General features: G+C 67.9%; 26 protein-coding genes and 1 tRNA gene. 10 read left to right on the forward strand and 17 right to left on the reverse strand.

Features of this window, described 5'->3' with window-relative positions; translation table 11 throughout:
* Positions 1–47: 47 nt before the first annotated feature.
* Positions 48–1,790, reverse strand: coding sequence for a DEAD/DEAH box helicase (locus tag J7E45_RS00910; protein ID WP_091037598.1), 1,743 nt, complete (start codon positions 1,788–1,790; stop codon positions 48–50).
* A gap of 148 nt (positions 1,791–1,938) precedes the next feature.
* Here J7E45_RS00910 and J7E45_RS00915 point away from each other — a divergent pair, with 148 nt between their 5' ends.
* The gene (locus J7E45_RS00915) at positions 1,939–2,766 is read left to right on the forward strand and encodes an SGNH/GDSL hydrolase family protein (protein WP_167633482.1); all 828 of its coding nucleotides are present in this window, start codon (positions 1,939–1,941) and stop codon (positions 2,764–2,766) included.
* Between the two features lie 6 nt (positions 2,767–2,772).
* Here J7E45_RS00915 and J7E45_RS00920 read toward each other — a convergent pair whose 3' ends face one another.
* Complete coding sequence (locus J7E45_RS00920; RefSeq protein ID WP_215066514.1) at positions 2,773–3,573, reverse strand: RNA methyltransferase; 801 nt, start codon at positions 3,571–3,573, stop codon at positions 2,773–2,775.
* A 116-nt stretch (positions 3,574–3,689) separates the two neighbouring features.
* Between J7E45_RS00920 and J7E45_RS00925 the strand changes: the two genes are divergently transcribed.
* Both J7E45_RS00925 and J7E45_RS00930 read left to right on the forward strand, forming a co-directional pair.
* Positions 3,690–4,529, forward strand: coding sequence for a Sir2 family NAD-dependent protein deacetylase (locus tag J7E45_RS00925; protein ID WP_215066517.1), 840 nt, complete (start codon positions 3,690–3,692; stop codon positions 4,527–4,529).
* Complete coding sequence (locus tag J7E45_RS00930; RefSeq protein ID WP_091036272.1) at positions 4,526–5,113, forward strand: histidine phosphatase family protein; 588 nt, start codon at positions 4,526–4,528, stop codon at positions 5,111–5,113. Before J7E45_RS00925 ends, J7E45_RS00930 begins: the two co-directional genes overlap by 4 nt.
* Here the strand turns inward: J7E45_RS00930 and J7E45_RS00935 are convergent, their stop codons facing one another.
* The 5 genes from J7E45_RS00935 to J7E45_RS00955 are packed head-to-tail and all read right to left on the reverse strand — an operon-like array spanning position 5,114 to position 11,079.
* A complete protein-coding gene (locus J7E45_RS00935) occupies positions 5,114–5,920 on the reverse strand; it encodes a CoA ester lyase (protein ID WP_091036270.1) in 807 nt (268 codons plus the stop codon).
* Positions 5,917–6,405, reverse strand: coding sequence for a MaoC family dehydratase (locus tag J7E45_RS00940; RefSeq protein WP_091036267.1), 489 nt, complete (start codon positions 6,403–6,405; stop codon positions 5,917–5,919). Before J7E45_RS00940 ends, J7E45_RS00935 begins: the two co-directional genes overlap by 4 nt.
* A 41-nt stretch (positions 6,406–6,446) precedes the next feature.
* Entirely contained in the window at positions 6,447–7,595 is a 1,149-nt protein-coding gene (locus J7E45_RS00945) for an acyl-CoA dehydrogenase family protein (protein WP_091036265.1), read from the reverse strand.
* Between the two features lie 2 nt (positions 7,596–7,597).
* Entirely contained in the window at positions 7,598–9,520 is a 1,923-nt protein-coding gene (locus J7E45_RS00950; protein WP_215066519.1) for a biotin carboxylase N-terminal domain-containing protein, read from the reverse strand.
* A 5-nt stretch (positions 9,521–9,525) separates the two neighbouring features.
* On the reverse strand, positions 9,526–11,079 hold the full coding sequence (locus J7E45_RS00955; protein ID WP_215066521.1) for a carboxyl transferase domain-containing protein: 1,554 nt from the start codon (positions 11,077–11,079) through the stop codon (positions 9,526–9,528).
* Between the two features lie 111 nt (positions 11,080–11,190).
* Here J7E45_RS00955 and J7E45_RS00960 point away from each other — a divergent pair, with 111 nt between their 5' ends.
* Positions 11,191–11,799, forward strand: coding sequence for a TetR/AcrR family transcriptional regulator (locus J7E45_RS00960; protein ID WP_215066524.1), 609 nt, complete (start codon positions 11,191–11,193; stop codon positions 11,797–11,799).
* Here J7E45_RS00960 and J7E45_RS00965 read toward each other — a convergent pair.
* The 3 genes from J7E45_RS00965 to pdhA are packed head-to-tail and all read right to left on the reverse strand — an operon-like array spanning position 11,792 to position 15,275.
* Positions 11,792–13,150, reverse strand: a complete 1,359-nt coding sequence (locus tag J7E45_RS00965) for a dihydrolipoamide acetyltransferase family protein (RefSeq protein ID WP_215066526.1) — start codon at positions 13,148–13,150, stop codon at positions 11,792–11,794. The genes J7E45_RS00960 and J7E45_RS00965 overlap by 8 nt on opposite strands.
* The gene (locus J7E45_RS00970; protein WP_251053339.1) at positions 13,147–14,157 is read right to left on the reverse strand and encodes an alpha-ketoacid dehydrogenase subunit beta; all 1,011 of its coding nucleotides are present in this window, start codon (positions 14,155–14,157) and stop codon (positions 13,147–13,149) included. The genes J7E45_RS00965 and J7E45_RS00970 overlap by 4 nt, the downstream gene beginning before the upstream one ends.
* A gap of 2 nt (positions 14,158–14,159) precedes the next feature.
* Positions 14,160–15,275, reverse strand: coding sequence for a pyruvate dehydrogenase (acetyl-transferring) E1 component subunit alpha (gene pdhA / locus J7E45_RS00975; RefSeq protein ID WP_215066530.1), 1,116 nt, complete (start codon positions 15,273–15,275; stop codon positions 14,160–14,162).
* A 168-nt stretch (positions 15,276–15,443) separates the two neighbouring features.
* On the opposite strand from pdhA, the gene J7E45_RS00980 reads away from it, so the two are divergent.
* Complete coding sequence (locus J7E45_RS00980) at positions 15,444–15,917, forward strand: Lrp/AsnC family transcriptional regulator (RefSeq protein ID WP_091036247.1); 474 nt, start codon at positions 15,444–15,446, stop codon at positions 15,915–15,917.
* Here J7E45_RS00980 and J7E45_RS00985 read toward each other — a convergent pair.
* Positions 15,889–16,788, reverse strand: a complete 900-nt coding sequence (locus J7E45_RS00985; RefSeq protein WP_215066532.1) for an alpha/beta fold hydrolase — start codon at positions 16,786–16,788, stop codon at positions 15,889–15,891. The genes J7E45_RS00980 and J7E45_RS00985 overlap by 29 nt on opposite strands.
* A 66-nt stretch (positions 16,789–16,854) precedes the next feature.
* Between J7E45_RS00985 and J7E45_RS00990 the strand changes: the two genes are divergently transcribed.
* From J7E45_RS00990 to J7E45_RS01000, 3 genes are all read left to right on the forward strand, one after another.
* Positions 16,855–17,580 (forward strand): 3'-5' exonuclease, encoded by a 726-nt coding sequence (locus tag J7E45_RS00990; protein WP_215066534.1) that lies wholly within the window; start codon positions 16,855–16,857, stop codon positions 17,578–17,580.
* Between the two features lie 109 nt (positions 17,581–17,689).
* Positions 17,690–18,604, forward strand: a complete 915-nt coding sequence (locus J7E45_RS00995; protein WP_215066536.1) for a helix-turn-helix transcriptional regulator — start codon at positions 17,690–17,692, stop codon at positions 18,602–18,604.
* 169 nt (positions 18,605–18,773) lie between these two features.
* Positions 18,774–19,091 carry a hypothetical protein gene (locus J7E45_RS01000; protein ID WP_091036234.1) on the forward strand — a complete coding sequence of 106 codons (318 nt, stop codon included), beginning with the start codon at positions 18,774–18,776 and terminating at the stop codon, positions 19,089–19,091.
* A gap of 42 nt (positions 19,092–19,133) precedes the next feature.
* Here J7E45_RS01000 and J7E45_RS01005 read toward each other — a convergent pair whose 3' ends face one another.
* Together J7E45_RS01005 and J7E45_RS01010 are read right to left on the reverse strand one after the other, a co-directional pair.
* Positions 19,134–19,394: a DUF6458 family protein gene (locus J7E45_RS01005; protein ID WP_029263432.1), complete on the reverse strand. Its 261-nt coding sequence runs from the start codon at positions 19,392–19,394 to the stop codon at positions 19,134–19,136.
* Positions 19,395–19,511: 117 nt separating this feature from the next.
* Positions 19,512–20,732, reverse strand: coding sequence for a globin domain-containing protein (locus tag J7E45_RS01010; protein ID WP_215066539.1), 1,221 nt, complete (start codon positions 20,730–20,732; stop codon positions 19,512–19,514).
* 128 nt (positions 20,733–20,860) lie between these two features.
* On the opposite strand from J7E45_RS01010, the gene J7E45_RS01015 reads away from it, so the two are divergent.
* Positions 20,861–21,493, forward strand: a complete 633-nt coding sequence (locus tag J7E45_RS01015) for a helix-turn-helix domain-containing protein (protein ID WP_167381651.1) — start codon at positions 20,861–20,863, stop codon at positions 21,491–21,493.
* On the opposite strand, the gene J7E45_RS01020 is transcribed toward J7E45_RS01015, so the two are convergent.
* Positions 21,491–21,564, reverse strand: a tRNA-Ile gene (locus tag J7E45_RS01020). The two genes, J7E45_RS01015 and J7E45_RS01020, sit on opposite strands and share 3 nt — an antisense overlap.
* A gap of 30 nt (positions 21,565–21,594) precedes the next feature.
* Positions 21,595–22,131 carry a gamma carbonic anhydrase family protein gene (locus tag J7E45_RS01025; protein ID WP_215066541.1) on the reverse strand — a complete coding sequence of 179 codons (537 nt, stop codon included), beginning with the start codon at positions 22,129–22,131 and terminating at the stop codon, positions 21,595–21,597.
* Between the two features lie 130 nt (positions 22,132–22,261).
* Between J7E45_RS01025 and J7E45_RS01030 the strand changes: the two genes are divergently transcribed.
* Positions 22,262–22,747, forward strand: a complete 486-nt coding sequence (locus J7E45_RS01030) for a Dps family protein (protein WP_029263436.1) — start codon at positions 22,262–22,264, stop codon at positions 22,745–22,747.
* A gap of 81 nt (positions 22,748–22,828) precedes the next feature.
* Here the strand turns inward: J7E45_RS01030 and J7E45_RS01035 are convergent, their stop codons facing one another.
* Both J7E45_RS01035 and J7E45_RS01040 read right to left on the reverse strand, forming a co-directional pair.
* Positions 22,829–24,325 (reverse strand): amidohydrolase, encoded by a 1,497-nt coding sequence (locus J7E45_RS01035; protein ID WP_215066543.1) that lies wholly within the window; start codon positions 24,323–24,325, stop codon positions 22,829–22,831.
* Entirely contained in the window at positions 24,322–24,966 is a 645-nt protein-coding gene (locus J7E45_RS01040; protein ID WP_215066545.1) for an FMN-binding negative transcriptional regulator, read from the reverse strand. The genes J7E45_RS01035 and J7E45_RS01040 overlap by 4 nt, the downstream gene beginning before the upstream one ends.
* Positions 24,967–24,992: the final 26 nt, after the last annotated feature.

Consider the following 24,992-nt stretch of genomic DNA (forward strand, 5'->3'; position numbering starts at 1 on the left):
TTCGGGGATCCGAAGCAGCGCTCCGGAGCGGAGCCGTCGAGGTCGGATCAGGAGCGCACGCGCTTGCGCAGGACTTCGATGCGCGACTGCAGCTGCGTCACGGTCGCCTGCGCCACTGCCGGTCCTCCGCAGATGCGCCGGAGCTCGGCATGCACCGCGCCGTGCGGCTCACCCCTCTGCCGGGCGTAGAGGCCCACCAGACTGTTCAAGAGCTGCCGCTGCTCCTTGAGCGTGCGATGGAGGGGCGGAGGAAGCGTCGTCGTCTCGGTCGGACCGGCAGAGGCCTCGCGCACCTCTCGCAGCCGCGACTGTCGGGTCTGGCGCTGCATGAGCAGCTCGTGCACGTGCTCGGGCTCGAGGAGGCCGGGGAAACCGATGAACTCCTCCTCCTCGGGGGTGCCGGGCTCGGCCAGCTGTCCGAACTCCTGGCCTTCGAAGACGACGCGGTCGAAGTGCGCGACCGAGGAGAGCGCCTGGTAGCTGAACTCCTGCGTCAGGGCATCCGAGGTCTCCTCCTCGCGGTTGGCACTCTCGAGCAGGGAATCGTCGAGTCCGTCTTCTTCCTTCGACTGCCGGTCGAGCGCATGGTCGCGCTGCTTGTCCATCTCGTTCGCCAGGCCCATGAGCACGGGCACCTGCGGCAGGAACACGCTGGCGGCCTCGCCACGACGACGGGCCCGCACGAATCGGCCGATCGCCTGGGCGAAGAAGAGTGGAGTGGAGGACGACGTGGCATACACGCCGACGGCGAGACGCGGCACGTCGACACCCTCTGACACCATGCGGACCGCGACCATCCAGCGGGAGTCGTTCGCGCTGAACTTCTCGATCCGCTCGGAAGCCGTCGCGTCATCGGAGAGCACGATCGTCGGCTGCTGCCCGGTGATGCTGTGCAGGATCTTGGCGTACGCCCGTGCCACCGTCTGATCGGTGGCCAGCACGAGGCCACCGGCATCCGGCACATGGTGGCGGATCTCGGTGAGGCGGCGATCTGCGGCCGACAGCACGGCCGGCATCCACTCGCCTTCGGGATCGAGCGCCGTGCGCCAGGCCTGGGACGTCACATCCTTCGTGTTGTCCTGCCCGAGGTGCGTCTCGAGTTCGTCGCCGGTGGTGGTGCGCCAGCGCATCTTGCCCGCGTACATGTGGAAGAGCACGGGACGCACGACCCCGTCGGCCAGGGCTCGACCGTAGCCGTAGTTGTAATCGGTGCGCGAGACGCGAGCCCCGGATTCGTCGGGGTGGTACTCCACGAACGGGATCGGCGCCGTATCGCTGCGGAACGGCGTTCCCGACAGCAGCAGGCGCCGCTTCGCGGGGCCGTAGGCGTCGCGGATGGCGTCACCCCAGCTCAGGGCATCTCCCCCATGGTGGACCTCGTCGAGCACCACGAGCGTTTTGGCATCCTCCGTCAGATGCCGATGCACGGACGACTTCGCAGCCACCTGCGCGTAGGTGACGACGGCACCGTGGTAGTGACGTGCGGGCGCCCAGTCGCTGTTGCGGAATCGCGGGTCGAGCCGGATGTGCACGCGCGCCGCGGCATCCGCCCACTGCGTCTTGAGGTGCTCGGTCGGCGCCACCACGATGATGCGGTTCACCTCGCCGATGCGCATGAGTTCGACGGCGAGGGTGAGGGCGAAGGTGGTCTTGCCTGCGCCAGGGGTCGCCGCGACGAGGAAGTCTCGCTGATCGGCTTCGAAGTACTGTTCCAGCGCCTCCTGTTGCCAGGCGCGCAGCTTGCTTGCGGTTCCCCAAGGGGCACGCTGGGGAAAGGACGGAGAGAGCATCGAGTCCACGATAATCGGTGCTGCGGACACTGTCGCACGTGCCGCACTTCTCGCGCGCGCCCCTCCCTCGGGCCGGCGCGTGCGGGTAGGCTCGGTCACTGCGCTGCGGCCACCGCCGCCCGGGCAGACGTTCGCGAAGGAGAGCTGGATGACCGACCAGGATTCGACTCGGACCCCGTACATGCCCAACGAGACCGCTCACCCGTGGCGACGCTTCGTCGCCGTCGGAGACTCGTTCACGGAGGGCATCGGCGACCCGGATCCGGCGCACCCCGGCAGCCACCGCGGCTGGGCCGACCGGGTGGCAGAGGTGCTCGCCGCCCAGGTGGACGACTTCGCCTACGCGAATCTCGCCGTCCGCGGGAAGCTCATCGCGCAGATCGTCGCAGACCAGATCGAACCGGCCGTCGCGCTGCGTCCCGACCTCGTCTCGATCTGCGCCGGGGGAAACGACGTGATCCGCCCGGGCACCGACCCCGACGCCATCGCGAGTCAGCTCGAGGATGCCGTGGCACGCCTCGCGTCCACTGGAGCGGCCGTCCTCCTGTTCACCGGCATCGACACGGGTTTCACTCCGGTGTTCCGTGCCTTCCGCGGAAAGGTCGCCATCTACAACGAGAACGTCCGGGCGATCGCGGAGCGTCACGACTGCATCGTCGCGGATCAGTGGGCCCTCAAGGTCGTCCAGGACATGCGGTTCTTCGACGACGATCGGCTGCACTTCAACGCCCTCGGCCACCACGAGGTCGCACGCATGGCGCTCCGTGCGCTGAACGTCCCGAACGATCTCGAGGCCATGCAGCCCGAGCCGTACCCGCTGCGGACGTGGCGCGAGGCGCGATCGGAGGACCTCGGGTGGGCCCGCGAGCACCTGATGCCCTGGGTTCTGCGTCGTCTGCGGCACCAGTCGTCGGGCGACAACCTGGCGGCGAAGCGTCCTGATCCCTCGCCGGTCATCTTCCCGGAGCGCGACTGAAGCTTCTCAGCCCTTCACTGCCCACAGCGCCACGGCTGCTGCGGAGGCGACGTTCAGCGAGTCGACGCCGCCGGACATCGGGATCGTGACGACGGTGTCGGCGCTGTCGATCACCGTGCGGGAGAGACCGTCGCCCTCCGAGCCCATGACGAGGGCGACGCGCTCGGGGCGGTCGGCGACGTAGGCGTCGAGTGTCACCGCATCGTCGCGCAGCGCCAGCGCCGCGATGTCGAAACGCGCGGCATGAAGGTCTGCGACGGCAGCATCCCAATCGGTGATCCGCGTCCACGGGACCTGGAAGACCGTCCCCATGCTCACGCGCACGCTGCGCCGATACAGCGGATCGGCACCACCCGGCGACACCAGAACGGCATCGGCGCCGAGACCGGCCGCCGCACGGAACGCGGCACCGACGTTCGTGTGATCGCCGATGTTCTCGAGGATCAGGACGACGGAGGCGCCGTCGATCACGTCTCGAACCGTCGGCAGCTCCGGTCGGTGCATCGACGCGATCGTTCCACGGTGTACGGCGAAGCCGGTCACCGATTCCGCCACATCGTCCGGGACGACGTACACGGGCACGTCGAGATCGCCGACGATTCCACGGATGTCCCCCACGCGGCGCTCCTGCACCAGCACAGAGCGCGGACGATGCCCGGCTGCCACCGCACGGGCGATGACCTTCGTCGACTCCGCGATGTACAGCCCGCCCGCCGGTTCACGGATGGTGCGCAGCGCGGTGTCGGTGAGCCCGCGGTAGTCGTCGAGGCGCGGATCGTCGGCATCGGTCACAGGCACCAGTCGCATGCGTCCCACTCTGCCACTGCTCGCACCTCCGCTCCGACGGCTCCCGGGCGCTGCACACGACCTGCGCCACGAGGCCGGTCCCCGCTCCACGTCGTAGACTCGCTCGAGGAGGTCCTGTGAGCGTCTCGAACACCGCCGAGCTGTCGGCCGCCATCTCCCACGCCGTCGAGTTGCTGCGTGGCAGGCGCATCGCCCTCTTGACCGGCGCCGGCATCTCCACCGACTCGGGCATACCCGCGTATCGCGGAGAGGGTGCCAGAACCCGCAGCGACCCGATGACGATCCAGACGTACCTGGGCGACGAGGCAGCGCGACGACGCTACTGGGTCGGCGGCCACCTCGGCTGGCGTGCGTTCGCGCGCGCGGAACCCAACGCAGGACACCTCGCTCTCGCACAGCTCGAGGCCGCGGGGAACGTCTCGGGCGTCATCACCCAGAACGTCGACGGGCTCCATCTGCGCGCCGGGAGCTCGCATGTGATCGAAGTGCACGGCACGATGCGTCGCGTCTTCTGCCTGCAGTGCGGTCAGGTCTTCGACCGCCGCGACATCGCGGTGCAGATCGAGGAGCAAAACCCTTGGATCACCATTCCGGAGAACGTGGCGCTCGGTCCCGACGGCGACGTCCTCCCCGAATCCACCGAGGGTTTCATCGTGCCGGTGTGCACGGTGTGCGGCGGAATGCTGAAACCCGACGTCGTCTTCTTCGGCGAGTACGTCCCGCTGGACCGGTTCCGCGCTGCGGAGTCGCTGCTGCGCTCCAGCTCCGCCCTCATCGTCGCCGGCTCCTCACTGGTCGTGAACTCGGGCGTGCGGCTGGTCGAGCGCGCCAGACGCCGCAACATCCCTCTGATCATCGTCAACCGCGAGCCGACGCGTGCGGATGCCTGGGCTGATGTCACCATCGCCGCCGGCACCAGCGACGTGCTCCCCGCACTCCAGGAACTGCTCTCGTGACCCACCTCACCCTCATCCGCCATGGCCAGACCGATTGGAACCTCGCTCGACGAATCCAGGGCTCGACCGACATCCCGTTGAACGAGACCGGGCGAGAAGATGCGCGGAGGGCGGCCGAGAACCTCGCCGCCAGCACGCATCACGCGGTCTACACCAGTCCGCTGCTGCGCGCCAAGGAGACGGCCGAGATCATCGCCGACCGGCTCGGGCTCGAGGTCGTCGGCGTGGTCCCCGACATCCGGGAACGCGAGTTCGGCGACGGTGAGGGCCTGCAGGTCGAGGACTACATCTCGACGTACGGCGACTGGCACGCCGAGGTGCCGGGGGCGGAGTCCCTGGAGCAGGTCGGCGAGCGTGCCATCGCTGCGCTCCACGCGATCGCCCGTGAAGCGCGACGTCGCTCGGCCCCGCAGGCGGAATCGGTCCTCGTGGTGGCACACGGCGGCGTGATCCGCGCCGTGATCGATCACGTCTCCGGTGGGACGCTCCCCCGCGACGGCGAGGTTCTGCGCAACGGGTCCGCACACCGCTTCGTCGCGGCGCCCGGCTACCTGCGACTCCTCGAGGAGTCGCAGGTCGTCTGATCAGCTGACGCGGGAGACGACCGATCGCGCGTGCCGGAGCACCGGTTCGTCGATCATGCGCCCCTCGAAGCGGAACACGCCGCGCTCCGTGGCCGCAGCCGCGAGCACCGCCCGCGCCCAGGACACCGCATGGTCGTCCGGCCGATACGCAGCCCTGATCGCCGTCACCTGGTTCGGATGGATGCAGGCCGTGGCTTGGAACCCCGAGGCGGCGGCGTCCATCGCCTCGCGCTGCAGCCCCTCGGCGTCGTCGATGTCGATGTGCACCGCGTCGATGGCCGCTTTGCCGTGCGCGCCGGACTCGAGGAGGACACGAGCACGGGCGTACCGGGCGATATCGCGATAGCCACCCTCCGTATTCCGTGATGAGGTTCCGCCGAGAGAGGCCACGAGATCCTCTGCGCCCCACATCATCGCGGTCACCCGGGGGTGCGCGGCGATCCGGTCGGCCGCATGGATGCCGCGCGCGGTCTCGCACAGCGCGATCAGCGAGTACCGCTGGTCGAACGCATCGAGGCTCTCGGCGCTCTCTGTCTTCGCCACCATCACCGTGTGGAAGTCCGTCGCGGCGAGTGCGTCGAGATCGGCCGTGAACGCTTCGGTGCCTGGCGCGTTCACGCGCACGATGACCCGCGCGGCGTCGATGTCTGCATCGATCACATTTCGGCGCGCCACGGCCTTCCCCTCGGGGAGGACGGCATCTTCGAGGTCGAGGATGATCGCGTCCGCCCGGTCCAGCGCCTTGCGGAAGCGCTCCGGTCGATCCGCGGGGCAGAACAGAAGGGCCGGCCCGAGAGCGAAAGTCACTTGTCGAGTCCTTCCGAGAGGCAGTGGACGAGGACGGACCGCACCGCGGTCGCCACGACCGTGTCGTCCTGATTGCGTCCGGTGTGCGCGATCTTCACGATGCCCTGGCCCGGACGTGAGGACGACAGCCGCTTGTCGACGATGACGCTCTCGGTATAAAGGGTGTCGCCGGCGAACAGCGGGTGCGGGAAGACGATGTCGCCGAACCCGAGCTGTGCGACCAGTGTGCCCTGCGTCAGCTGCGCGACAGAGGCGCCGACCATCGTCGACAGCGTCCACATCGAATTCATCAGCCGCGCACGGAACGGGTCCTGCGCATCGGCGAACGCGGCGTCGAGGTGCAGCGCCTGCGTGTTCATGGTGAGCGTCGTGAACAGCACGTTGTCGGCCTCGGTCGCCGTGCGGCCTGGGCGGTGCAGGTAACGGGCATCGACCATGAACTCCTCGTAATACAGACCCCTCTGGAGGATGTCGTGCGTGGTCACTTCGACTCCGTTCGTCGCTCGGTACGGCGCATGGGGCCACGCTACCCGGCGAGTCCGAGTCCGCGCGCGATGACCAGCAGCTGGACCTCGGTGGTGCCCTCGCCGATCTCGAGGATCTTCGAGTCGCGGTAGTGGCGAGCGACCGGGAATTCGTTCATGAAGCCGTTGCCCCCGAAGATCTGGGTGGCGTCTCTGGCGTTGTCCATCGCTGCCTCCCCGCCCACCAGCTTGGCGATCGCTGCAGCCTCCGCGAACGGCTTCCCCGCATCCCGCAGCCGCGCCGCGTGATGCCAGGCGAGCCGTGCGGTGTGAACACGCGCCCGCATGCGGGCCAGGGTGAACTGCGCATTCTGGCGTGTGCTCAGCGCCGCCCCGAAGATCGTCCGGCTCTTTGCATACTCGACGGCGGCCTCCAGACAGCCCTCGGCCGCTCCGGTCGAGAGCGCGGCGATCGCGATGCGGCCTTCGTCGAGGATGCTGAGGAAGCTCCGGAAGCCGCTCCCCCGCTCCCCCAACAGGTTCGCGGCAGGAACCCTCGCCCCCTCGAACGTCAGGGGGTGGGTGTCCGAGGCGTTCCAACCGACCTTGTCGTAGGGAGCTTCGACCGTGAAACCGGGTGTGCCGTTCGGGACGATGATCGTGGAGATCTCCTTGCGCCCGTTCTCGTTCCCGGTCACGGCGGTCACCGTGACGAAGCGGGTGATCGGGGTGCCCGAGTTGGTGATGAACTGCTTGGAGCCGTCGATGACCCACTCGTCGCCCTCGAGGCGTGCGGTGGTCCTGGTCGCGCCGGCGTCACTGCCGGCTTCCGGTTCGGTGAGGCCGAAGCCCGCCAGCGCCCGCCCCGCGAGCAGATCGGGAAGGAACTCCTGCCGCTGCTCTTCGGTACCGAAGCGGTAGATCGGCATGGCACCGAGGCTCACCCCGGCTTCGAGTGTGATCGCGATCGACTGGTCCACCCGCCCCAGGGCCTCGATCGCGATGCCGAGCGCCATGTAGTCACCGCCCTGACCGCCGTACTCCTCGGGGAACGGCAGACCGAACAGGCCGAGATCGCCCATCTGCGAGACGACGTCCATCGACAGTGTGTGCGTGCGGTCGGCCTCATACGACTGCGGCGCGACCACCGTGTCCGCGAACTCCCGCACCATCGCGGCGAGCTCGCGCTCCTCCTCGGACAGGTCTTCCATGTTCAACTCTCCTCCGTCGTCACGCGGGCGACCGGTTGGTCACGCCGCACCTGATCGCCCACCGCGACCAGCAGGTGCACCACGCCATCGCGGGGTGCCAGCACCTGGTGCTCCATCTTCATCGCCTCGATCGCGACGAGTGGGTCGCCGGCCGAGACCGCATCCCCGTTCGCAACCAGCACGGCAACGACGCTGCCCGGCATGGGCGCTCGCCCCTCAGGCTCGGTCCTCGCCGATCCTGCTTCGCGCTGCGCGAGACGATGAAGCGTCCTGCGCCGCCTGTCGAGCGGGCGCAGACGCACCGTGCGGCCCCTCTCCGACACCCAGACCGCGCCATCGGCGTCCATCTCGGCATACACCACCCCGTGCGGGGCGGACCCTTCCCCCGCGCCGAGTTCAACCTCTTCGTCGTCATCGGTGAGGGCCGCGAACGTCGCCTCCGGTACGGCCGCGGCACCCAGCCTCCAGCCTGGACGCTCCCGCCACAGCGCGGTGGTCCGCAGCGGTTCCCCTGCTCCGGTGGCCGACACCTTCCTCGCCGCAGCCAACTGCGCGGGCGACGGGCGTTCCGCTTTCCAGGGCAGCAGCGTCTCGATGAGTCCGGTGTCGAGATCACCCGCGACCACTCTCTCGTGTCGGCAGAGGGTCCGCAGGAAGGCGATGTTCGTGTCGACGCCCAAGACCACCATTCGTGCGAGTGCCTCATCGACGCGCGCGAGGGCGGCTTCACGATCATCGGCGAACGAGACGACCTTCGCGATCATCGGGTCGTAGAAACCGGTGACCTCGCTCCCCGTCTCGATCGCCGAATCCACGCGCACTCCGGGCGGCGGGTCGAACAGGAGGACCGTACCCGTGGAGGGCAGAAAGCCGCGCTCGGGTGACTCGGCGTACACGCGCGCTTCGACCGCATGGCCGCGCAACCGCGGCGTGACGTCCAGCGGAAGCCCGTCGGCCACTCGCAGTTGGAGCGAGACGAGATCCAGCCCGGTGACCTCCTCGGTGACGGGATGCTCCACCTGGAGTCGCGTGTTCATCTCGATAAAGAAGACCTCGTCCGGCGCGTCGGCGTCGATGAGGAACTCGACCGTGCCGGCGCCGACGTACTCGACGCTCTCCGCTGCCAGAACGGCCGCCTCGAGCAGCCGCTCCCTCGTGTGCGCGGGAATGCCCGCCGACGGCGCCTCCTCGATGACCTTCTGATGGCGACGCTGCAGCGTGCACTCGCGCTCGCCGAGGGCGATGACCGTGCCGTGGGCATCGCCGAAGACCTGCACCTCGATGTGCCGTGGTCGACGGATCAGACGCTCGAGGATGAGCGAGTCATCTCCGAAAGCCGCAGACGCCACCCGACGAGCCGAGGCGAGCGCTCCGCGCAGCCCCGCGGGATCGGTCACGACCTCCATGCCCTTTCCCCCACCGCCCGCGCTGGGCTTGACGAGCAACGGGTAGCCGACGTTCTCCGCCTCCTCGGCGATCTCGTGGTCGGACAGGCCTTTGGCATCGAAGCCCGGGACCACCGGAACTCCGTGGCGCAGCACATGCTCGCGGGCGCGGGCCTTGTCTCCCATGATCTGCAGAGCATCGACGGAGGGGCCGATGAAGACGATGCCGCTCTCGGCGCAGGCCTCGGCGAGGCCGACGCTCTCGGAGAGGAACCCGTAGCCGGGATGGATCGCCCGTGCACCGGTGCTGCGGGCGGCGGCGATCACCGCATCGATGTCGAGGTAGGACTCGACGGCAGGAGCAGGACCGATCCGTACGGCCAGATCCGCTTCGCGGACGTGAGGCGCCGACGCATCCGCGTCGCTGTACACGGCGACGCTGCGGATCCCGAGGTTGCGGAGGGTGCGGATGACTCGACGGGCGATCTCGCCACGATTGGCGACGAGGACGGTGTGGAAGGAAACGGTCGGTGATGACATGGCACTCACATCCGGAAGACGCCGAAGCGCGGTTCGGGCAGCGGACTGCGGGCGACGACGTCGAGCGCGAGCCCGAGCAGGTCGCGGGTCTGCGCGGGATCGACGATGCCGTCGTCCCACAGCCGTGCCGTGGCGTAATAGGGCTCGCCCTGGCGCTCGTACTGCTCGCGGATGGGTGCTTCGAACTCGCCACGCTCCTCGGTGCTCCACGACTCGCCACGCGCGGACAACTGGTCTTCCTTGACCGTGGCGAGGACGGATGCCGCCTGTGTTCCGCCCATCACGGAGATGCGGCTCGCCGGCCAGGTCCAGAGGAATCGCGGCGAGTACGCCCGTCCGCACATCGAGTAGTTGCCGGCGCCGAACGAGCCCCCGATGATGACGGTGAGTTTCGGCACCCTCGTGCTCGCCACGGCCGTGACCATCTTCGCGCCGTCCTTGGCGATTCCCCCCGCCTCGGCATCGGAGCCCACCATGAACCCCGTGATGTTCTGCAGGAACAACAGGGGGATCCCGCGCTGATCGCACAGTTCGATGAAGTGCGCTCCCTTGAGTGCGGATTCGCTGAACAGCACGCCATTGTTCGCGACGATGCCCACGGGGTGCCCGTGGAGTCGGGCGAATCCCGTGACCAGCGTGGTGCCGTACTCGGGCTTGAACTCGAGGAACGTGTCACCGTCGATGAGGCGCGAGATGACCTCGTGCACGTCGTACACGGCGTTCACGTCGACGGGAACGGCGTCGTACAGACTAGACAGCTCGGATGGCGGGCGGCTGCTCAGGACCTCCCATGCGGGTGCCGCAGGAGCGGGAAGAGTGGCGACGATGTCGCGCAGGATCTCGAGCGCGTGCTCGTCGTCTTCCGCGAGATGGTCGACGACACCGCTCCGGCGTGCGTGCAGCTCTCCCCCGCCCAGTTCTTCGGCGGTCACGACCTCGCCGATCGCTGCTTTCACCAGCGGCGGCCCGCCGAGGAAGATCGTTCCCTGACCGCGCACGATGACCGTCTCGTCGCTCATCGCGGGCACGTACGCGCCGCCGGCGGTGCAGGATCCGAGTACCGCCGCCAGCTGAGGAATCCCCTCGGCCGACATCCGCGCCTGATTGAAGAAGATCCGCCCGAAATGCTCGCGATCGGGGAACACCTCATCCTGCTTCGGGAGGAATGCGCCTCCCGAATCGACCAGGTACAGACACGGCAGCTTGTTCTCGAGAGCGATCTCCTGTGCGCGCAGGTGCTTCTTGACCGTGAGCGGGAAGTATGTGCCGCCCTTGACCGTCGCGTCATTGCAGATCACCATGACGTGGCGGCCGTGCACGAGGCCGATACCGGCGATGACTCCGGCACCGGGAGCCTCGCCTCCGTAGAGGCCGTCGGCTGCGAGGGGGGCGACCTCGAGAAACGGGCTGCCCTCGTCGAGAACCCGCGCGACCCGATCTCGCGGCAACAGCTTGCCCCGAGACACATGGCGTTCACGGGATGCGGCCGGTCCCCCGCGGGCGGCGACCGTGAGGCGCTCCCGCAGCTCCTGCGCCAGGGACTCCTGCGTTGCGGGCATCGTGATGTCCTCCTCGACTCACGTCCGCGCGGGCGACGCCCTGGCGCGGTGCATGCATATTCGGTTAGTGTGCACTAACCCGTTGATTCAGGTTAGCGAGGATTAACTGAGATGACAAGCCCGGTCACCGCCCGAGACCGCGCCAAGGCCGAACGGTCCGATGCGATCCTGCAGGCCGCCGCGCGGCTCTTCGCCGCGCGCGGATACAGCGGCGTGAGCCTCGAAGACATCGGCGCCGCCGTGGGCGTGTCCGGCCCGGCGGTCTACCGGCACTTCGCCGGCAAACAGGCATTGCTGGGCGCGGTGCTCGTCAAGGTGAGCGAGGACTTGATCAACGGCGGGCGGCGGGTGGTGGAGAGCACGCCGACCCCCGATGAGCGGATGCGCGAGCTGATCGCGTTCCATGTCGATTTCGCGCTCGGGAATGCCGAGGTCATCCAGGTGCAGGACCGCGACGTCGCCTATCTGTCCGAAGCGGATCGAGCTGCCGTCCGCCGTCTGCAGCGTGCCTACATCGAGCTCTGGATGGATGCTCTCGCCCCCCTGCATCCCGCGGGCGACAGCGGAGCGGATCAGGAAGAGCTGCGCCTTCGCGTCCAAGCCTGCTTCGGCCTCATCAACTCCACGCCGCACAGCACGCGGGCGGCCGCACGGCGGCATTCCGCCACCGCGACCGTGCTGGTCGCGATGGCGGACGCCGCGCTTCGCGCGACTACCTGAGCAGCATCGCCCGACCCGGTTCCTCAAGGAGGTCCGCGACGTCCTTGAGGAATCGCGCGCCTTCCGCGCCGTCGACGAGCCGGTGGTCGAACGAGAGGCTGAGCGTCATCATCTGACGGAGGGCGATCTCTCCTCGGAACTCCCAGGGCTGACGACGCACCGCGCCGACCGCGAGGATCCCGGACTGTCCGGGTGGAAGGATGGGCGTGCCGGCATCGACACCGAACACCCCGATGTTCGAGATCGAGAAGGTGCCTCCGGCGAGTTCCGCCGGAGAGGTCTTCCCCGAACGTGCGACCTCGGCGAGAGTCCGCACGGCATCAGCCAGTTCGATTAGTGTCAGCCGCTCCGCGTCGCGGATCATCGGGACGATGAGCCCACGATCCGTCGCGGCCGCGATCCCCAGGTCGACATAGTGGTGCTGGACGATCTCACCGGCGGCCTCGTCCCAACGGGAGTTGAGCCCCGGGGTGCGCCCCAGAGCGAGACACACAGCCTTCGCCACGACCGCCAGCGGTCCGATCCGATGCGCGTCGAGGGAGCGGTCCGCACGGAGTCCGGCCAGCAGATCCATGGTCGCCGTCACGTCCACCGTGTGGAAGACGGTCACATGAGGGGCCGTGAAAGCGCTCTGCACCATGGCCGCGGCCGTGTGCTTGCGGACCCCGCGAATCGGGATGCGGGTCTCGCGCGCTCCATCTCCGGGAACCGCGGGGGTGAACGACGACACTGGGTCGGTGTGAACGACGCTTGAGGCTGGGCCGCGGACTCCGACCCGCTCGGCGTAGCCATCGACGTCAGCGCGTGTGATCAGCCGATCTCCGACCTCTGCGGCCACGAGGACCAGGTCGATCCCGAGACGCTTCGCGTGCGCGCGGACCGGCGGTGTCGAGCGCGGTCGCTCCACCACGGAGTCGACCGCGGCGGACGGTGTGGCGTCGTGCGGCGCGGCTTCGAGCACGGAGGTGTCGACCACCGCTGGTGCTGCCCCGGTGCGGCGTGCGCGACGGGCAGGTCGTCCGGTGGAGGTGGGCGCGGCCCCGTATCCGACGAGGTTCGGCTGCGTCTTCTCCGTCGATTCCGGCACCGGCGCGGGAGCGGTCTCCTCGTCACCGACGACCTCGAAGTCGATCAGCGCGGCCCCCACGGCGACGGTCTCGCCGGCTTCGGCGTGCAGGGTCGCCACCGTGCCTTCGTACGGCGACGGCAACTCAACCACGGCCTTCGCGGTCTCGACCTCGGCCAGTGTCTGGTTCAGGGCGACCGAGTCCCCCGGAGCGACCAGCCATTGCACGACCTCGGCCTCGGCCAGCCCCTCTCCGAGGTCCGGAAGACGGAACTCCGCGATCATGCCTCTGCTCCTGTCAGGCTGTTCGGCCGATCGAGGACTCGGTCGACCGCATCCAGGAGTCGGTCGAGGTCCGGAAGGTGATACTTCTCGAGCTTCGCCGGCGGGTAGGGCACATCGTGGCCGGTGACCCGTAGCGGTGCGGACTCGAGATACTCGAAGCAGCGTTCCGTGATGCTCGCGATCACCTCGGCCGCGACACCGGCCTCGCGGGACGCTTCATGGGCGACGACCACTCGTCCGGTCTTCCGCACCGACGCGGCGACCGAGTCGTAGTCGACGGGCGAGAGGGATCGCAGATCGATGATCTCCAGCGATATCCCCTCGTCCTCCGCGGCCTCCGCAGCCTGCAGCGCGGTGGAGACCATCGCACCGTAGGTGATCAGAGTCGCATCGGTCCCGGTGCGCACGACGCGTGCCAGTCCCATCGGCGGTGCGTCTGCGAGAGGATCCTCGAGATCGACGTCTCCCTTGTGGTGGTACAGCCGCTTCGGCTCGAAGAAGACCACGGGATCATCGGATGCGATCGCCTGGCGCAGGCTCCGGTACGCGTCTTCCGGGTTCGACACTGCGATCACCCGGATGCCCGCCGTATGCACGAAGTACGCCTCCGGAGACTCGGAGTGATGCTCGGCTGCGCCGATTCCTCCCGCCCAGGGGATTCGAATCGTGATCGGCATCTTCACACGCCCCTGCGTGCGATAGTGCAGCTTGGCCACCTGGGCGACGATCTGGTCGAAGGCGGGGTAGACGAAACCGTCGAACTGGATCTCGACGACCGGACGATACCCGCGGAAGGCGAGGCCCACGGCCATGCCGACGATGCCGGACTCGGCGAGCGGCGTGTCGATCACTCTGGCTGCCCCGAACTCGTCGAGAAGCCCGTCCGTGATCCTGAAGACACCGCCGAGCTTGCCGATGTCCTCGCCCAGGAGCACGACCTTGTCATCGTCGCGCATCGCCTGCCGCAGGCCGGCACCGAGGGCCTTTCCGAGGGTGAGCTCCGTCATGTTCACGCCTCGCTCTCGAAGGAAGCCAGGTACGCGGCATACTCGCTGCGCTGACGCTCGAGGCCGGTGTGGGGCTCGGCGTAGACGCCGTCGAAGACGGCGAGCGGCGGACGCGTGACCATTCCGAGGCATGCCGCCCGCATCTCCTTCGCGACGAGGTCGGCAGCGGCCTGAGTTTCGGCCTCGTGCTCGTCTGTGAGCTCGCCGCCGGCCCGGAGGTGCGCCTCGAGCCGCGCGATCGGATCGCGTCGTCGCCAGGACTCGAGCTCCTCCGCGTCGCGATAGCGCGTCGGATCGTCGGCCGTGGTGTGCGGCCCCATGCGATAGGTCACGGCTTCGATGTACGCCGGACCCTTGCCGGAGCGCGCATGCTGCAACGCCCAGCGCATGGCGGCCATGCACGCGAGCACGTCGTTGCCGTCGACCCGGAGGCTCGGAATCCCGAATCCCGGAGCGCGCCCCGCGATCGGGTACTGCGACTGCACGGCGACCGGCTCGGAGATCGCCCAATGGTTGTTCTGGCACACGAAGACCACCGGCGCCTGGTAGGACGCCGCGAAGATCATCGCCTCGTTGACATCGCCCTGGCTCGTCGCCCCGTCTCCGAAGTACGTCACCGCGACCTCGTCGGCACCGTCGCGTTGGATGCCCAGGGCGTAGCCCACCGCGTGCAGGGTCTGTGCGCCGATGATGATCTGCAGAGGCGCGACCCCCAGCGCTGCGGGGTCGTACGCGGCGCCCTCTTCTCCGCGCCACATGCGCACATAGTCGCCCGGTTGGGCGCCACGGGCGTAGATGACCCCGGTCTCCCGGTAGCTGGGGAACACGTAGTCCTCAGGGGCGAGTGCCCGGGCGGTTCCGATCTGCGTCGCCTCTTGTCCCTGACACGGAGCCCAGAGCCCCAGCTGGCCCTGCCGCTGAAGCGCGACGCCCTCGGCGTCGATGCGACGGAGGATGACCATGTCCCTCAGCAGGGATCGCAGCTGCGCGGCATCGACGTCGGCGACGAACGGATCCAGCCGAGGGTTCGAGACCCGGTGACCGTCCGGGTCCAGGATGCGCTCTGAGAGCTCGAGATCCTGGGCTGTGTCTGCGATGGGGGTGATCTGCGGTGACATCGTCGTCCTCCTCGTCGGCGGCCCTCGTGAGGCTCCGCACGCTGATGCCGGCGTCATCACCGACATGCTCTGAGAGTACGTCTGCTGAACACCTCGCTCAAGCATTCTCGCGACGCTTGAGCATGTTGCTCAATTTGATGGGAACTACGACTGCTAGGGTTTGGCACTATGCCAGGACTGGACCGCATCGATCTCGAGCTTCTCGCCGCCCTCGCCGACGATCCGAGGATCACCATCGTCGCGCTGGCGGAGAATCTCGGGCTCTCCCGCAACACGATCCAGGCGCGGATGGCGCGCCTCGAGCAGAGCGGGATCTTCCTCTCCTACGAGCGGTCCTTCTCTCCGGACGTGCTGGGCTTCCCCCTGCAGGCGTTCGTGAGCATCGGCGTCCGGCAGACCGAGCTGCCCCGCATCATCAATGAACTCGCGCGGATCCCCGAAGTCGTGCAGGCGCACGGTCTGAGCGGCTCGATCGACCTGCTCGCCCGAGTCGCGTGCCGAGACGCTCGACATCTCTTCGACACCGACGCCCGCATCCTCTCCATCGAAGGCGTCGAGCGCACGGAGACTTCACTCGCGATGGGCGAGGTCATCCCGTTCCGGGTCGCCGGTCTTATCGGCCTCGCGCGACGGGAATCCTGAGGAACCGACGAACGGCTCCCGCCGCCTCGGCCGGCGTCTCGTAGTGGATGAGGTGCCCCACGTCGGCGATCTCCACGAGTGTCGCGTCGGGGATCAGTGCCGCCAGCTTCCGTTCTGCCTCGATCGGAGTGATGTCGTCACGCTCTGCTGCGACGAGCAGGGTCGGAACATCGATCTCGCGAGCGAATTCGCGGACGTCGTGCGAGACACTCGCGACGAAGGCGTCTCGGAGCACATCCCGGTCCGAGAACCGAGAGAAGTATGTGTCGTGCTGGTCGTGGATGAAACGACGGAGCGCGGAATCCCTGGTCTTCGCCATCGTGACGCTCATCACTCGGACGATGATGCGGTTGCGCAGCAGCGCCGTGCCGAGTCTCTCCGGAAGGCGGGCGCCGAGAGCGTAGTAGAAGACGGCCAAGCGGGTCATGAGCCCCTTCGGTCCTTCCAGCGCCGGCGCCCCGATCGGGTTCAGCAGGATCAGGCGCGGGGTCCGCAGCCCTCGGGAGACTGCCGCTGCGGTCACGATCGATCCGAAGGAGTGGCCCAGGATGACGGCGCCGGGAGCGACCGCCGCTGCGAAGTCGGCGAGCCAGCCGGCGTACTCGTCCAGGTCGTGCCTGCGCCCGGGCAGGGGCGCCGACTCGCCGAACCCGGGAAGATCAGGCGCAACCACACGCACCTCGGGGAGGTACGCCAGCACAGGTTCGAGCCCGTGATGATCACCCCGGAAACCATGCACCGCGATTACCGTCGTCTCCGCGTTCTCCGGCCCGTAGACCCAGTACGCCGTTGTCGCTCCACGCACCTCGATCTCGTGGCGCTGCACGGGGAGTCGACGAAGGCGGTCCGCATAGGGGGAAGGCACGGTCATGCTCCGAGTCTACGAGTCGCCGTGCGCCTTCTCCTGGATGTCTGCGGCCGCGCATAGCGTGAAGGCATGCCATCCGGTCCCCCGCTTCCTGCGTGGCTCACCCGTGTCGGAGTGTTCGATCTGGAGACGACCGGCGTCGATGTCGAGTCGGATCGCGTGGTCACCGCGTACGTCGGTGTCCTCGATGCCGCAGGACGCCAGATCGCGTCCCGCACGTGGCTCGCCGATCCAGGGGTCCCGATTCCGGAGGGTGCGACTGCAGTGCACGGCATCACCACGGAACACGCTCGGGCGGAGGGACGGCCGTCGCCCGAAGTCGTCACAGAGGTCACCGCGGCCCTGCGGTCGCTGCTGGAGCAGAACGTGCCGGTGGTCGCCTACAACGCCGCATACGACTTCTCGCTGCTCGCGCACGAGGCCGCCCGGCATGGAATCGTCCCTCTGACCGATCCCTCCCCCGTCATCGATCCTCTCGTGATCGACAAGGCATACGACCGATACCGCCGTGGGCGACGCACACTCGAAGTGGTCGCAGCCCATTACGCGGTCGTGCTCGAAGGTGCGCATGAGGCATCTGCGGATGCGATCGCCGCCGGTCGCGTGGCGCAAGCCCTCGCTCGTCGCTTCGCCCTCCCCGCCACCTCGGCAGAGCTGCACACGAGTCAGATCGGGTGGGCACGTTCGCAGGCTGCCAGCCTCACGGAGTACTTCGTGAGCATCGGCCGACTCGATCCGGAGGAGTCGATCGACGGCAGCTGGCCGGTGCGATCGACGCGAACCGCCGCGGAGTGAGGGAGCCGAACCCCCGCCCGAGCGTAGGTGCGCTGTAGTCGACACACTGAGCTACGCTCCAGAGAGGCGCCGTCGAGTGGGATCCCGGCGCGAGGAACAAGGAGCACCCATGCAGTTCACGTCCACCGACATCGAGCAGGTCGAGTCCACGTGGCAGCAGTTCGTTCCCTCTGCAGCACTTCAGGATGCCGACCCTCGGCGATTCCGATTCGACTGGCGGTCCGAAGAGCTCCGCAGCGTCACGCTCGTGAACTACCGGCTCGCGGCGCAAGTGCATTCGACGGCGGAACCACTCGACCAGATCCTGGTGTGCCGTGTCGACGCCCCGGATGCGCGCGTCTGGTCCGCGCGCAACAGCTTGGTTTCGGCAGCGCCGTGGATCACCGACGGCACCAGAGTGGAGGCGAAGTGGGACCGGTCGGCCGACGTCCGAGCTCTCGTCTTCGATCGACCCGTAGCCGAAGAGCGGGCACGACGGTTGACCGGCGATGACACTCTGACGCTGCGCACGACCGGACTCGCGCCGCATTCAGTCGTCGACGCGCGGCGCTGGGAGTCGATGTTCGCGTACGTCGACCAGGCACTCGCCCTCTCGGGCTCCGATCCGCTGATCGCCGCCGAACTCGAACGCCATGCGCTGATGATGACCCTCTCCGCGTTCCCCACGACCTTCTCTGAGGCCCTGCGCCGCCCCGCCCAGCGGGCCGGGGCTCCGATCGCCGTCCGCAGGGCCCTTGCCTATATCGACGAGAACGCGCACCTGCCCATCACGGTCGACGATGTCGCAGCCGCTGCCTACATCTCCACGAGAGGGCTCCAGTACGCGTTCCGGCGAGCCCTCGACATCACTCCCGCGCAAGCTCTCCGCCGGGCGCGACTCGAGGGGGCACGCAGAGACCTCCAGAGCGGCGACGGGCGCTCGGTGGGCGAAGTCGCCCGCCGCTGGGGCTTCAACCACTCGTCCCGCTTCGCCACGGCGTACCAGCAGGCCTTCGGCACACCACCGTCAGTGCTCTCGGTGTGACACCGGGCGAAGAGTCTGTTCGCATTCTGCGGCGGTTCGTGACCCCGGTACGGTGCGTGCTGGCGTCGTTGGCTAGAGTTCGATTACCCGGAGCCTCTCGGTCCGTGGCCACGCCGTCGAGGAGTCGCATGATCCCTGCCCCCCGTCCCATCGCGATGTTCGTTCGCTGATGGGGAGCCTGTACTACGGCGACGCACAGACCCCGATCCAGATCGACGATCGCGCACTCGCACACCTGAAAGTCGTCATCGCCACCAAGCTGCGTCGCAACGAGAGCTTCACGCTCTCATGGCGGCACCCGGAGGGCGACGCTCCTGGGCGCTCGACGCTCTGGCTCCACCCATCGATCCCGCTCCGGTTCGTCTTCCAGGAGCCGGAGTCGCCGGACCTGAGCCGGAAATGGATCGAGGAACTCGCGCACTCGGCGAGTTCCAGCGGAGGCATCACACTCATCGAGGAGCATCTCGAGAGCAGCCCTGCGGAGTGATGGTCTCCGACGACCGGGATCGTCGGAGACCATCCGCAGCGTTCACACTGCGTCGTCGCCGCTGGAGCTGACGGATCGGCGAGTCGTGGGTTCGCCCGTCGCGGGGTCGACGAATGTGCGCGAGACGGTCTCCGTCCGACGCCGCCGCGCGAGCAGCACGATGCCGATGAGGAAGATGACGACGCCGGCACCCATCAGGATGTACCCGACCATGTCGAGGTCGACCCATTGGATGTCGACGTTCACCGCGAAGACGAGGATCGCTCCGATCACGAAGAGCGCGATTCCGCTGCCGATGCTCATGGTGCCTCCCGTTCTGCGGCGCCATGCCGCACGTGGGAAGGATCTCGCCCGAGGAGAGCGCCAGGGAGGGGCTTGACAGCGGCCTCGTTCTCGCTCGGACCTATTCCGGGTCGACGATCAGGCGGCCGCGGCCGTCGGCTGCTGCGCCCAGAGATCCGGCCCGAACACCTCATACGAGATCCGCTCCGGCGGGATGCCGCGTGCCAGGAGCGTCGATCGACACGTGCGCATGAAATCCAGTGGTCCGCACATGAAGACGTCGGCATCGTCCGGCAGCTCGATGGTGGCGAGGTCCATCCGCCCCGCGAACGCGGGTCGGAGAGTCGGCGCGGTTCCCGCGTCTTCCCGGTACCAGTTCTGCGCACGGGCATCGTCCATGGCCAGCACCTGCCTGCGCAACGATGCGTACAGTGCGTGGGTGTCGTGCGAGCGATCGGCATGGAACAGCCGCACGGTACGCGCCGGGAAGCGGCGGGAGAGGTCGTCGATGATCGCGGCGACCGGGGTGATTCCGATACCGGCAGACACCAGGACGAGCGGGTTGTCTGAGTCGTCCACGATGACGTCGCCGGCAGGTTGCGATACGTCGAGCAGCGTTCCCGGACGCGCGTTCTCATGCAGCCACGTCGAAACCTGACCGTCAGGCGTGTCTCCCCCTCCGCGCACGCGCTTGATCGTCACACGCAGCGAATCGCCGCGGGGCCCGGACGAGATCGTGTACTGGCGGGGTTGACGCGAACCGTCCGGCAGATCGACGGCGATGGTCACAAACTGCCCCGCGCGATGGGTTGCGACATCTCCGGAGACGGGCGCGAGCACCAGCGACACGACGTCAGCCGATTCCTCCACCCGTTCCACCACGCGGTGCTTCCGCCAGGGACGCTCGGGATCCGTGCCGCCGAGTGCGTAGAGTTTCGCCTCCTCGGCGATCAGCGAGCACCCGAAGAGCCAGTACACCTCGTCCCACGCAGCCCTGACATCCGGCGTGACGGCGTCGCCGAGCACGGTTCCGACCGCATCGAGGAGGTGATGACCGACGATCGTGTACTGGCGTGCCTTGATCCCCAGTGAGACATGCTTGTGCGCGATGCGACGCATCACGGGTGCGAAGTCGGGCGCCTCGGGATCGATCAGCTGCACGGCGAATGCGACAATCGATGCCGCCAGAGCCTTCGGCTGCTCTCCGATCGCCTGATTCGCACGGTTGAACACTCGGAGCAGTTCGGGGTGTACCGCGAACATCTCGCGGTAGAACAGAGTGGTGATCTCGTCGGCATGCTCTGCGACGACACCGGCGGTCGCCCGAACGATGGCCTCGGATTCTGGTGTGAGCCCCATGGCTTTCCGCCCTTCTCGTGATGTTTGTTCCACCATCCCGAGTCGTCGCGAACATCGCATTCTGTTCTACCGGTTTATTTCCGGTCGAACAGAGGACGCACGGTCTCCTCCCCGTCTACTCTCGGCACATGCCCCGCCGCGCCCATGACTTTCGCGGGCTGACACAACCCCGTCGGCTCCAGTTGCTCCACGCCATCCAACAGACGCCGGGCCGCTCCGCAGGTGAGCTGGCGGAGCACAGCGGAATCCCCCTCAACACCGTGCGGGATCATGTTCGGGTCCTCGAAGACGAAGGGCTGATCCGCAGCGAAACACTGGTGCTGGGCAGACGCGGCCGGCCGCCGGTGGTGTTTCACCCTGTTCGCGACGCCGAGTCGAGCACCGTGGCGCGTGCACGCGTCGAAGGCGCAGTCTCGCGGGGGCGCATGCTGCGTGCGATGTCGCGTGAATCATCGCACGGGCTCGAGGCCGACGCGTTGCGTCAGGTCGACGTGCTCTACGAGCATCTCGATGATGCCGGCCTGAGCCCCGTCGTCGATGAGGAGACGCTACGGTTCGACCTCACCCCGTGTCGCTATCATGACCTGCTCGACGCGGATCAGGAGCTCGTCTGCGGTGTTCACGCTCAATTGGTGCGTGATGTCCTCCGGCACAGTGACGGCCCGCTCGAGGTGAAGCTCCTCGAGCCGTTCGTCACGAGCCACACCTGTCGGCTATTCCTCACCCGTGGCGACTCACAAGCTGCTGATGGCGACGAGTAGGGCGGGCGGGACTTGAACCCGCGATCGTTGGGTTATGAGCCCACTGCCTTAACCAGCTTGGCCACCGCCCCGTACTCGCCCCAGCCTATCGGTCGGCACGTTCAGGCCTGCGTCGCCTCGGCGTGGGTGCGCGAGTGGTCGAGGTACGTGTCAGCGTTCGCGATCAGACGCGATCGCTCGTCCTCGCTGAGTGTGCGGCGCACCCTCGCGGGGACACCGGCCACGAGCGAACCGGCCGGGATCTCCGTCTCGCCGAGCACCACCGCACCGCCCGCGATCAGGCACCCGGCGCCGATCCTCGCTCCGCTGAGGATCACGGCACCCATGCCGATGAGCGTCCCATCGCCGATCGTGCAACCGTGCACGACGGCATTGTGACCGATGGACACCTTGGCGCCGACAAACACGGGGTGGCCGGAATCGACGTGCACCGAGACGTTGTCCTGCACGTTCGAGTCCCGGCCGATGAAGATCCCTGCGGAGTCACCGCGCAGCACGGCGTTGTACCAGACGCTCGCGCCGGCCGCGAGCGAGACCTCCCCGACGATGCGGGCGCCATCCGCGACGAACACCGTGTCATCGATGGAGGGACTGCGGTTCGGCAGGGCGAGGACGGAAGCTCCGGCAGCGATGCTCATGAGGTGAGGCTACCCGAATGCCCGCGGAATCATGCGGAAGTGAGCCGAGCCTCAGCTTGCTTGCGGAATGTCTGAGCCTGAGTAGCGTTGCATACATCAGATACGCGATTTCCCTTCGGAGGAGCACAAGATGAGCAAGGCACAGACCGTTTCCACCACCGCCATCGACCCGACCGTGGCTGCAGGGGCGGCCCAGTTCCTCTCCCCTGTGGTGCTCGGCCTCCAGGCGCTGACCGTCAACGGCAAGCAGGCGCACTGGCACGTCCGTGGCGCCAACTTCGTCGGCGTCCACGAGCTTCTCGACACGATCGTCGCGCACGCCGGCGACTTCGCCGACACCGCCGCCGAGCGGATCGTCGCCCTTGGGCTGCCGATCGACGCGCGTGTGAGCGCAGTGGCTGAGAAGGCCGGTGCGACCACGGTTCCCGCGGGCTTCACCCAGTCGGACGAGCTGATCCGCGCCGTGATCGCCGACATCGACGCGATTCTGGTCGACGTCAAGGCCGCCGTCGAGGGGCTCGACGAGGTCGACCTGACGAGCCAGGATGTGGCCATCGAGATTCAGCGCGGCCTCGAGAAGGACCGCTGGTTCCTGGTCTCGCACATCGCCGCCTGATCGCAGAAGACGCCTGACCTACGACAAAGGGGTGGCACTCGGATCTCCGAGAGTCACCCCTTCGTCATGCGATCAGACCTGTCAGCCCGCGAAGGTGGCGTGTCCCGCCAGCACGGTCGCGAGAACGGGCATCGACCGCAGAGCCTCCCCGGTCGCCGTCCGCGGATCGCGCCCGCAGAGGACGATGTCCGCCGGCTCGCCGGGTCGTAGTGCGGAACGCACACTGGCTTCGAGCGCCCGGTCGAGAGGGAGCCGCTCCTCCGGATGCCAGGGCGCTCGATCGTCGTCGGTGCGCGAAACGGCAGCAGAGATCGCGTGCCACGGATCGAGCTCAGCCACGGGAGCGTCCGAGCCGAAACGCAGCTGTGCTCCGGCAGCCTGCAGAGATGCCAGTGGATAGCCGATGGCCGTCTGCTCGCGCCAGTGACGGTCTACTAGATCGCGGTCATCGACGGCATGCTGCGGCTGCACGCTGGCGACGACGCCGAGACGCGCGAACCGAGCCAGGTCGGTGTGCCGCACGAGCTGCACGTGCTCGATCGAGCCGACAGCGCCCGTGGTCGTGAACGCATCCAGCGCCGACGTGATCGCCCGGTCTCCGATCGCATGCACGGCGACGCCCAGTCCCGCTCCGGTCGCCCGGGTCAGGAGCTCCACGAGCTCGTTCGACGGCACCGTCAGCATCCCGAAGTTGTCAGGATCGCCGGGGTAGGCGTGCGAGCAAGCGGCCGTACGCGTTCCCAGCGACCCGTCGGTGATGATCTTGAGTGGCCCGACGTGGATGAGTCCGCGTCCGGCGACAGGCGCACCGGACTCCTCCCGGAGCTCTCCTGTCCGCAACCCGGCCGTGATGGCTCGATCGAGGTCGAACGGGTACATCGCGAACTCGACACGATGCGATGCGAATCCCGCCTGCACGCGTCTCGGCCATGCCTCTGCGCTCCACGCCATGTCGAAATCGACGAGGCCGGTGACGCCTCGTGCAGCGGCCTGCTCGCCGGCACGAGACATGGCACGGTCACCGTGCGCGGCGTCGACGGCATTCAGACGTCGGGAGATCTCGAAGGCATCTGTCTCCCGCAACATCCCGTCGTCACTTCGGAAGCCCTCGCGGGTGAGTGCAGCAGTGTTCAGCCAGACGCTGTGGACATCGGCGTTGATCAGGTACGTGGGCACCGCGCCGGTCGCGGCATCCAGAAGCTCGATCGACGGCCGATCGGCCCACAGCGCATCGCGGAACCCCGTGCCGACGCGGCGGCCGTCCGTCAGCGCGTCGATGCCACTCATCGCCGCGGCTGCGGCTGCGGCCGAATCCGCGTGACCGAGCGGCGCGCGCTCCGACGTCAGCGCCCACTGAACGGTGTGGACATGGTTGTCCCAGAGCCCGGGAATAGCCCACGCGCCCTCGGCGTCGAGAACCTCGCCCTGCGCCGGCAGCGATCCGGTCGGGGCGATATCGACGATGTGGCCATCCCCGATGAAGATGTCGACCGGCTCGTCGTCGACCAAGAACTCGCGACCCGGCCCTGCGATCCGTGCGGCCGTGATCGTGCCGATGGCAGCTCCGCGTTCCGTCACTGCTTTTGCCCTCCCCGGCGCGCGTCCTGTGCGCGCCGCATCTCCGCGGCCAGAGCCGGGTTCGCGTAAGGTCCGTCTGCCGTGAGCGCGGCGATCACCGTCTCGATCGTGTCCGGCGACTTGTTCTGGCTCAGCTTCCGCTTGGCGACGACGCGACTCGGGCTCAAGCGGAATCCAACCGTTCCCGACGCGAGCCGTTCCACGTAGGCGGGATCGTTCGGACGCTCCCACATCAGCTTCGGCTCCGGCATCCGCGACTCGAATCGTGCGACGAGTTGATCCAGCACGACGAGGTTCTCTTCGTCGGAGAGTATCTCCGGCACCCCGGCGAGGTGCACGGCGGTGTAATTCCACGTCGGCACCGCCTGCACGTCGCCGTACCAGCCGGGCGAAACGTAGCCGTGCGGCCCCTGGATCACGACGAGGAGTTCGCGCTCCCCCATGCCGTGGATGAGGTCGTCCGGGCGTCCGACGTGCCCGACGATGGTGAGGTCGTCGCGCGTCTCGTCCAGGACCACCGCGTAGTGCGAAGCGACGAGACCGTCGTCCCCGGCACTCATGATCGTCGCCCAGGGGTTCATCTCGATCACCCGACGGATCTCGGCCACGTCGGCGAGCGTGAAGCTCGGATTCTGTCGCATGCGTTCAGCCTAGAACGGATGCGGGG

It is taken from the genome of Microbacterium sp. ISL-59 (assembly GCF_018613945.1).
In the GTDB taxonomy this organism is placed as follows: Bacteria; Actinomycetota; Actinomycetes; order Actinomycetales; family Microbacteriaceae; genus Microbacterium; species Microbacterium oxydans_B.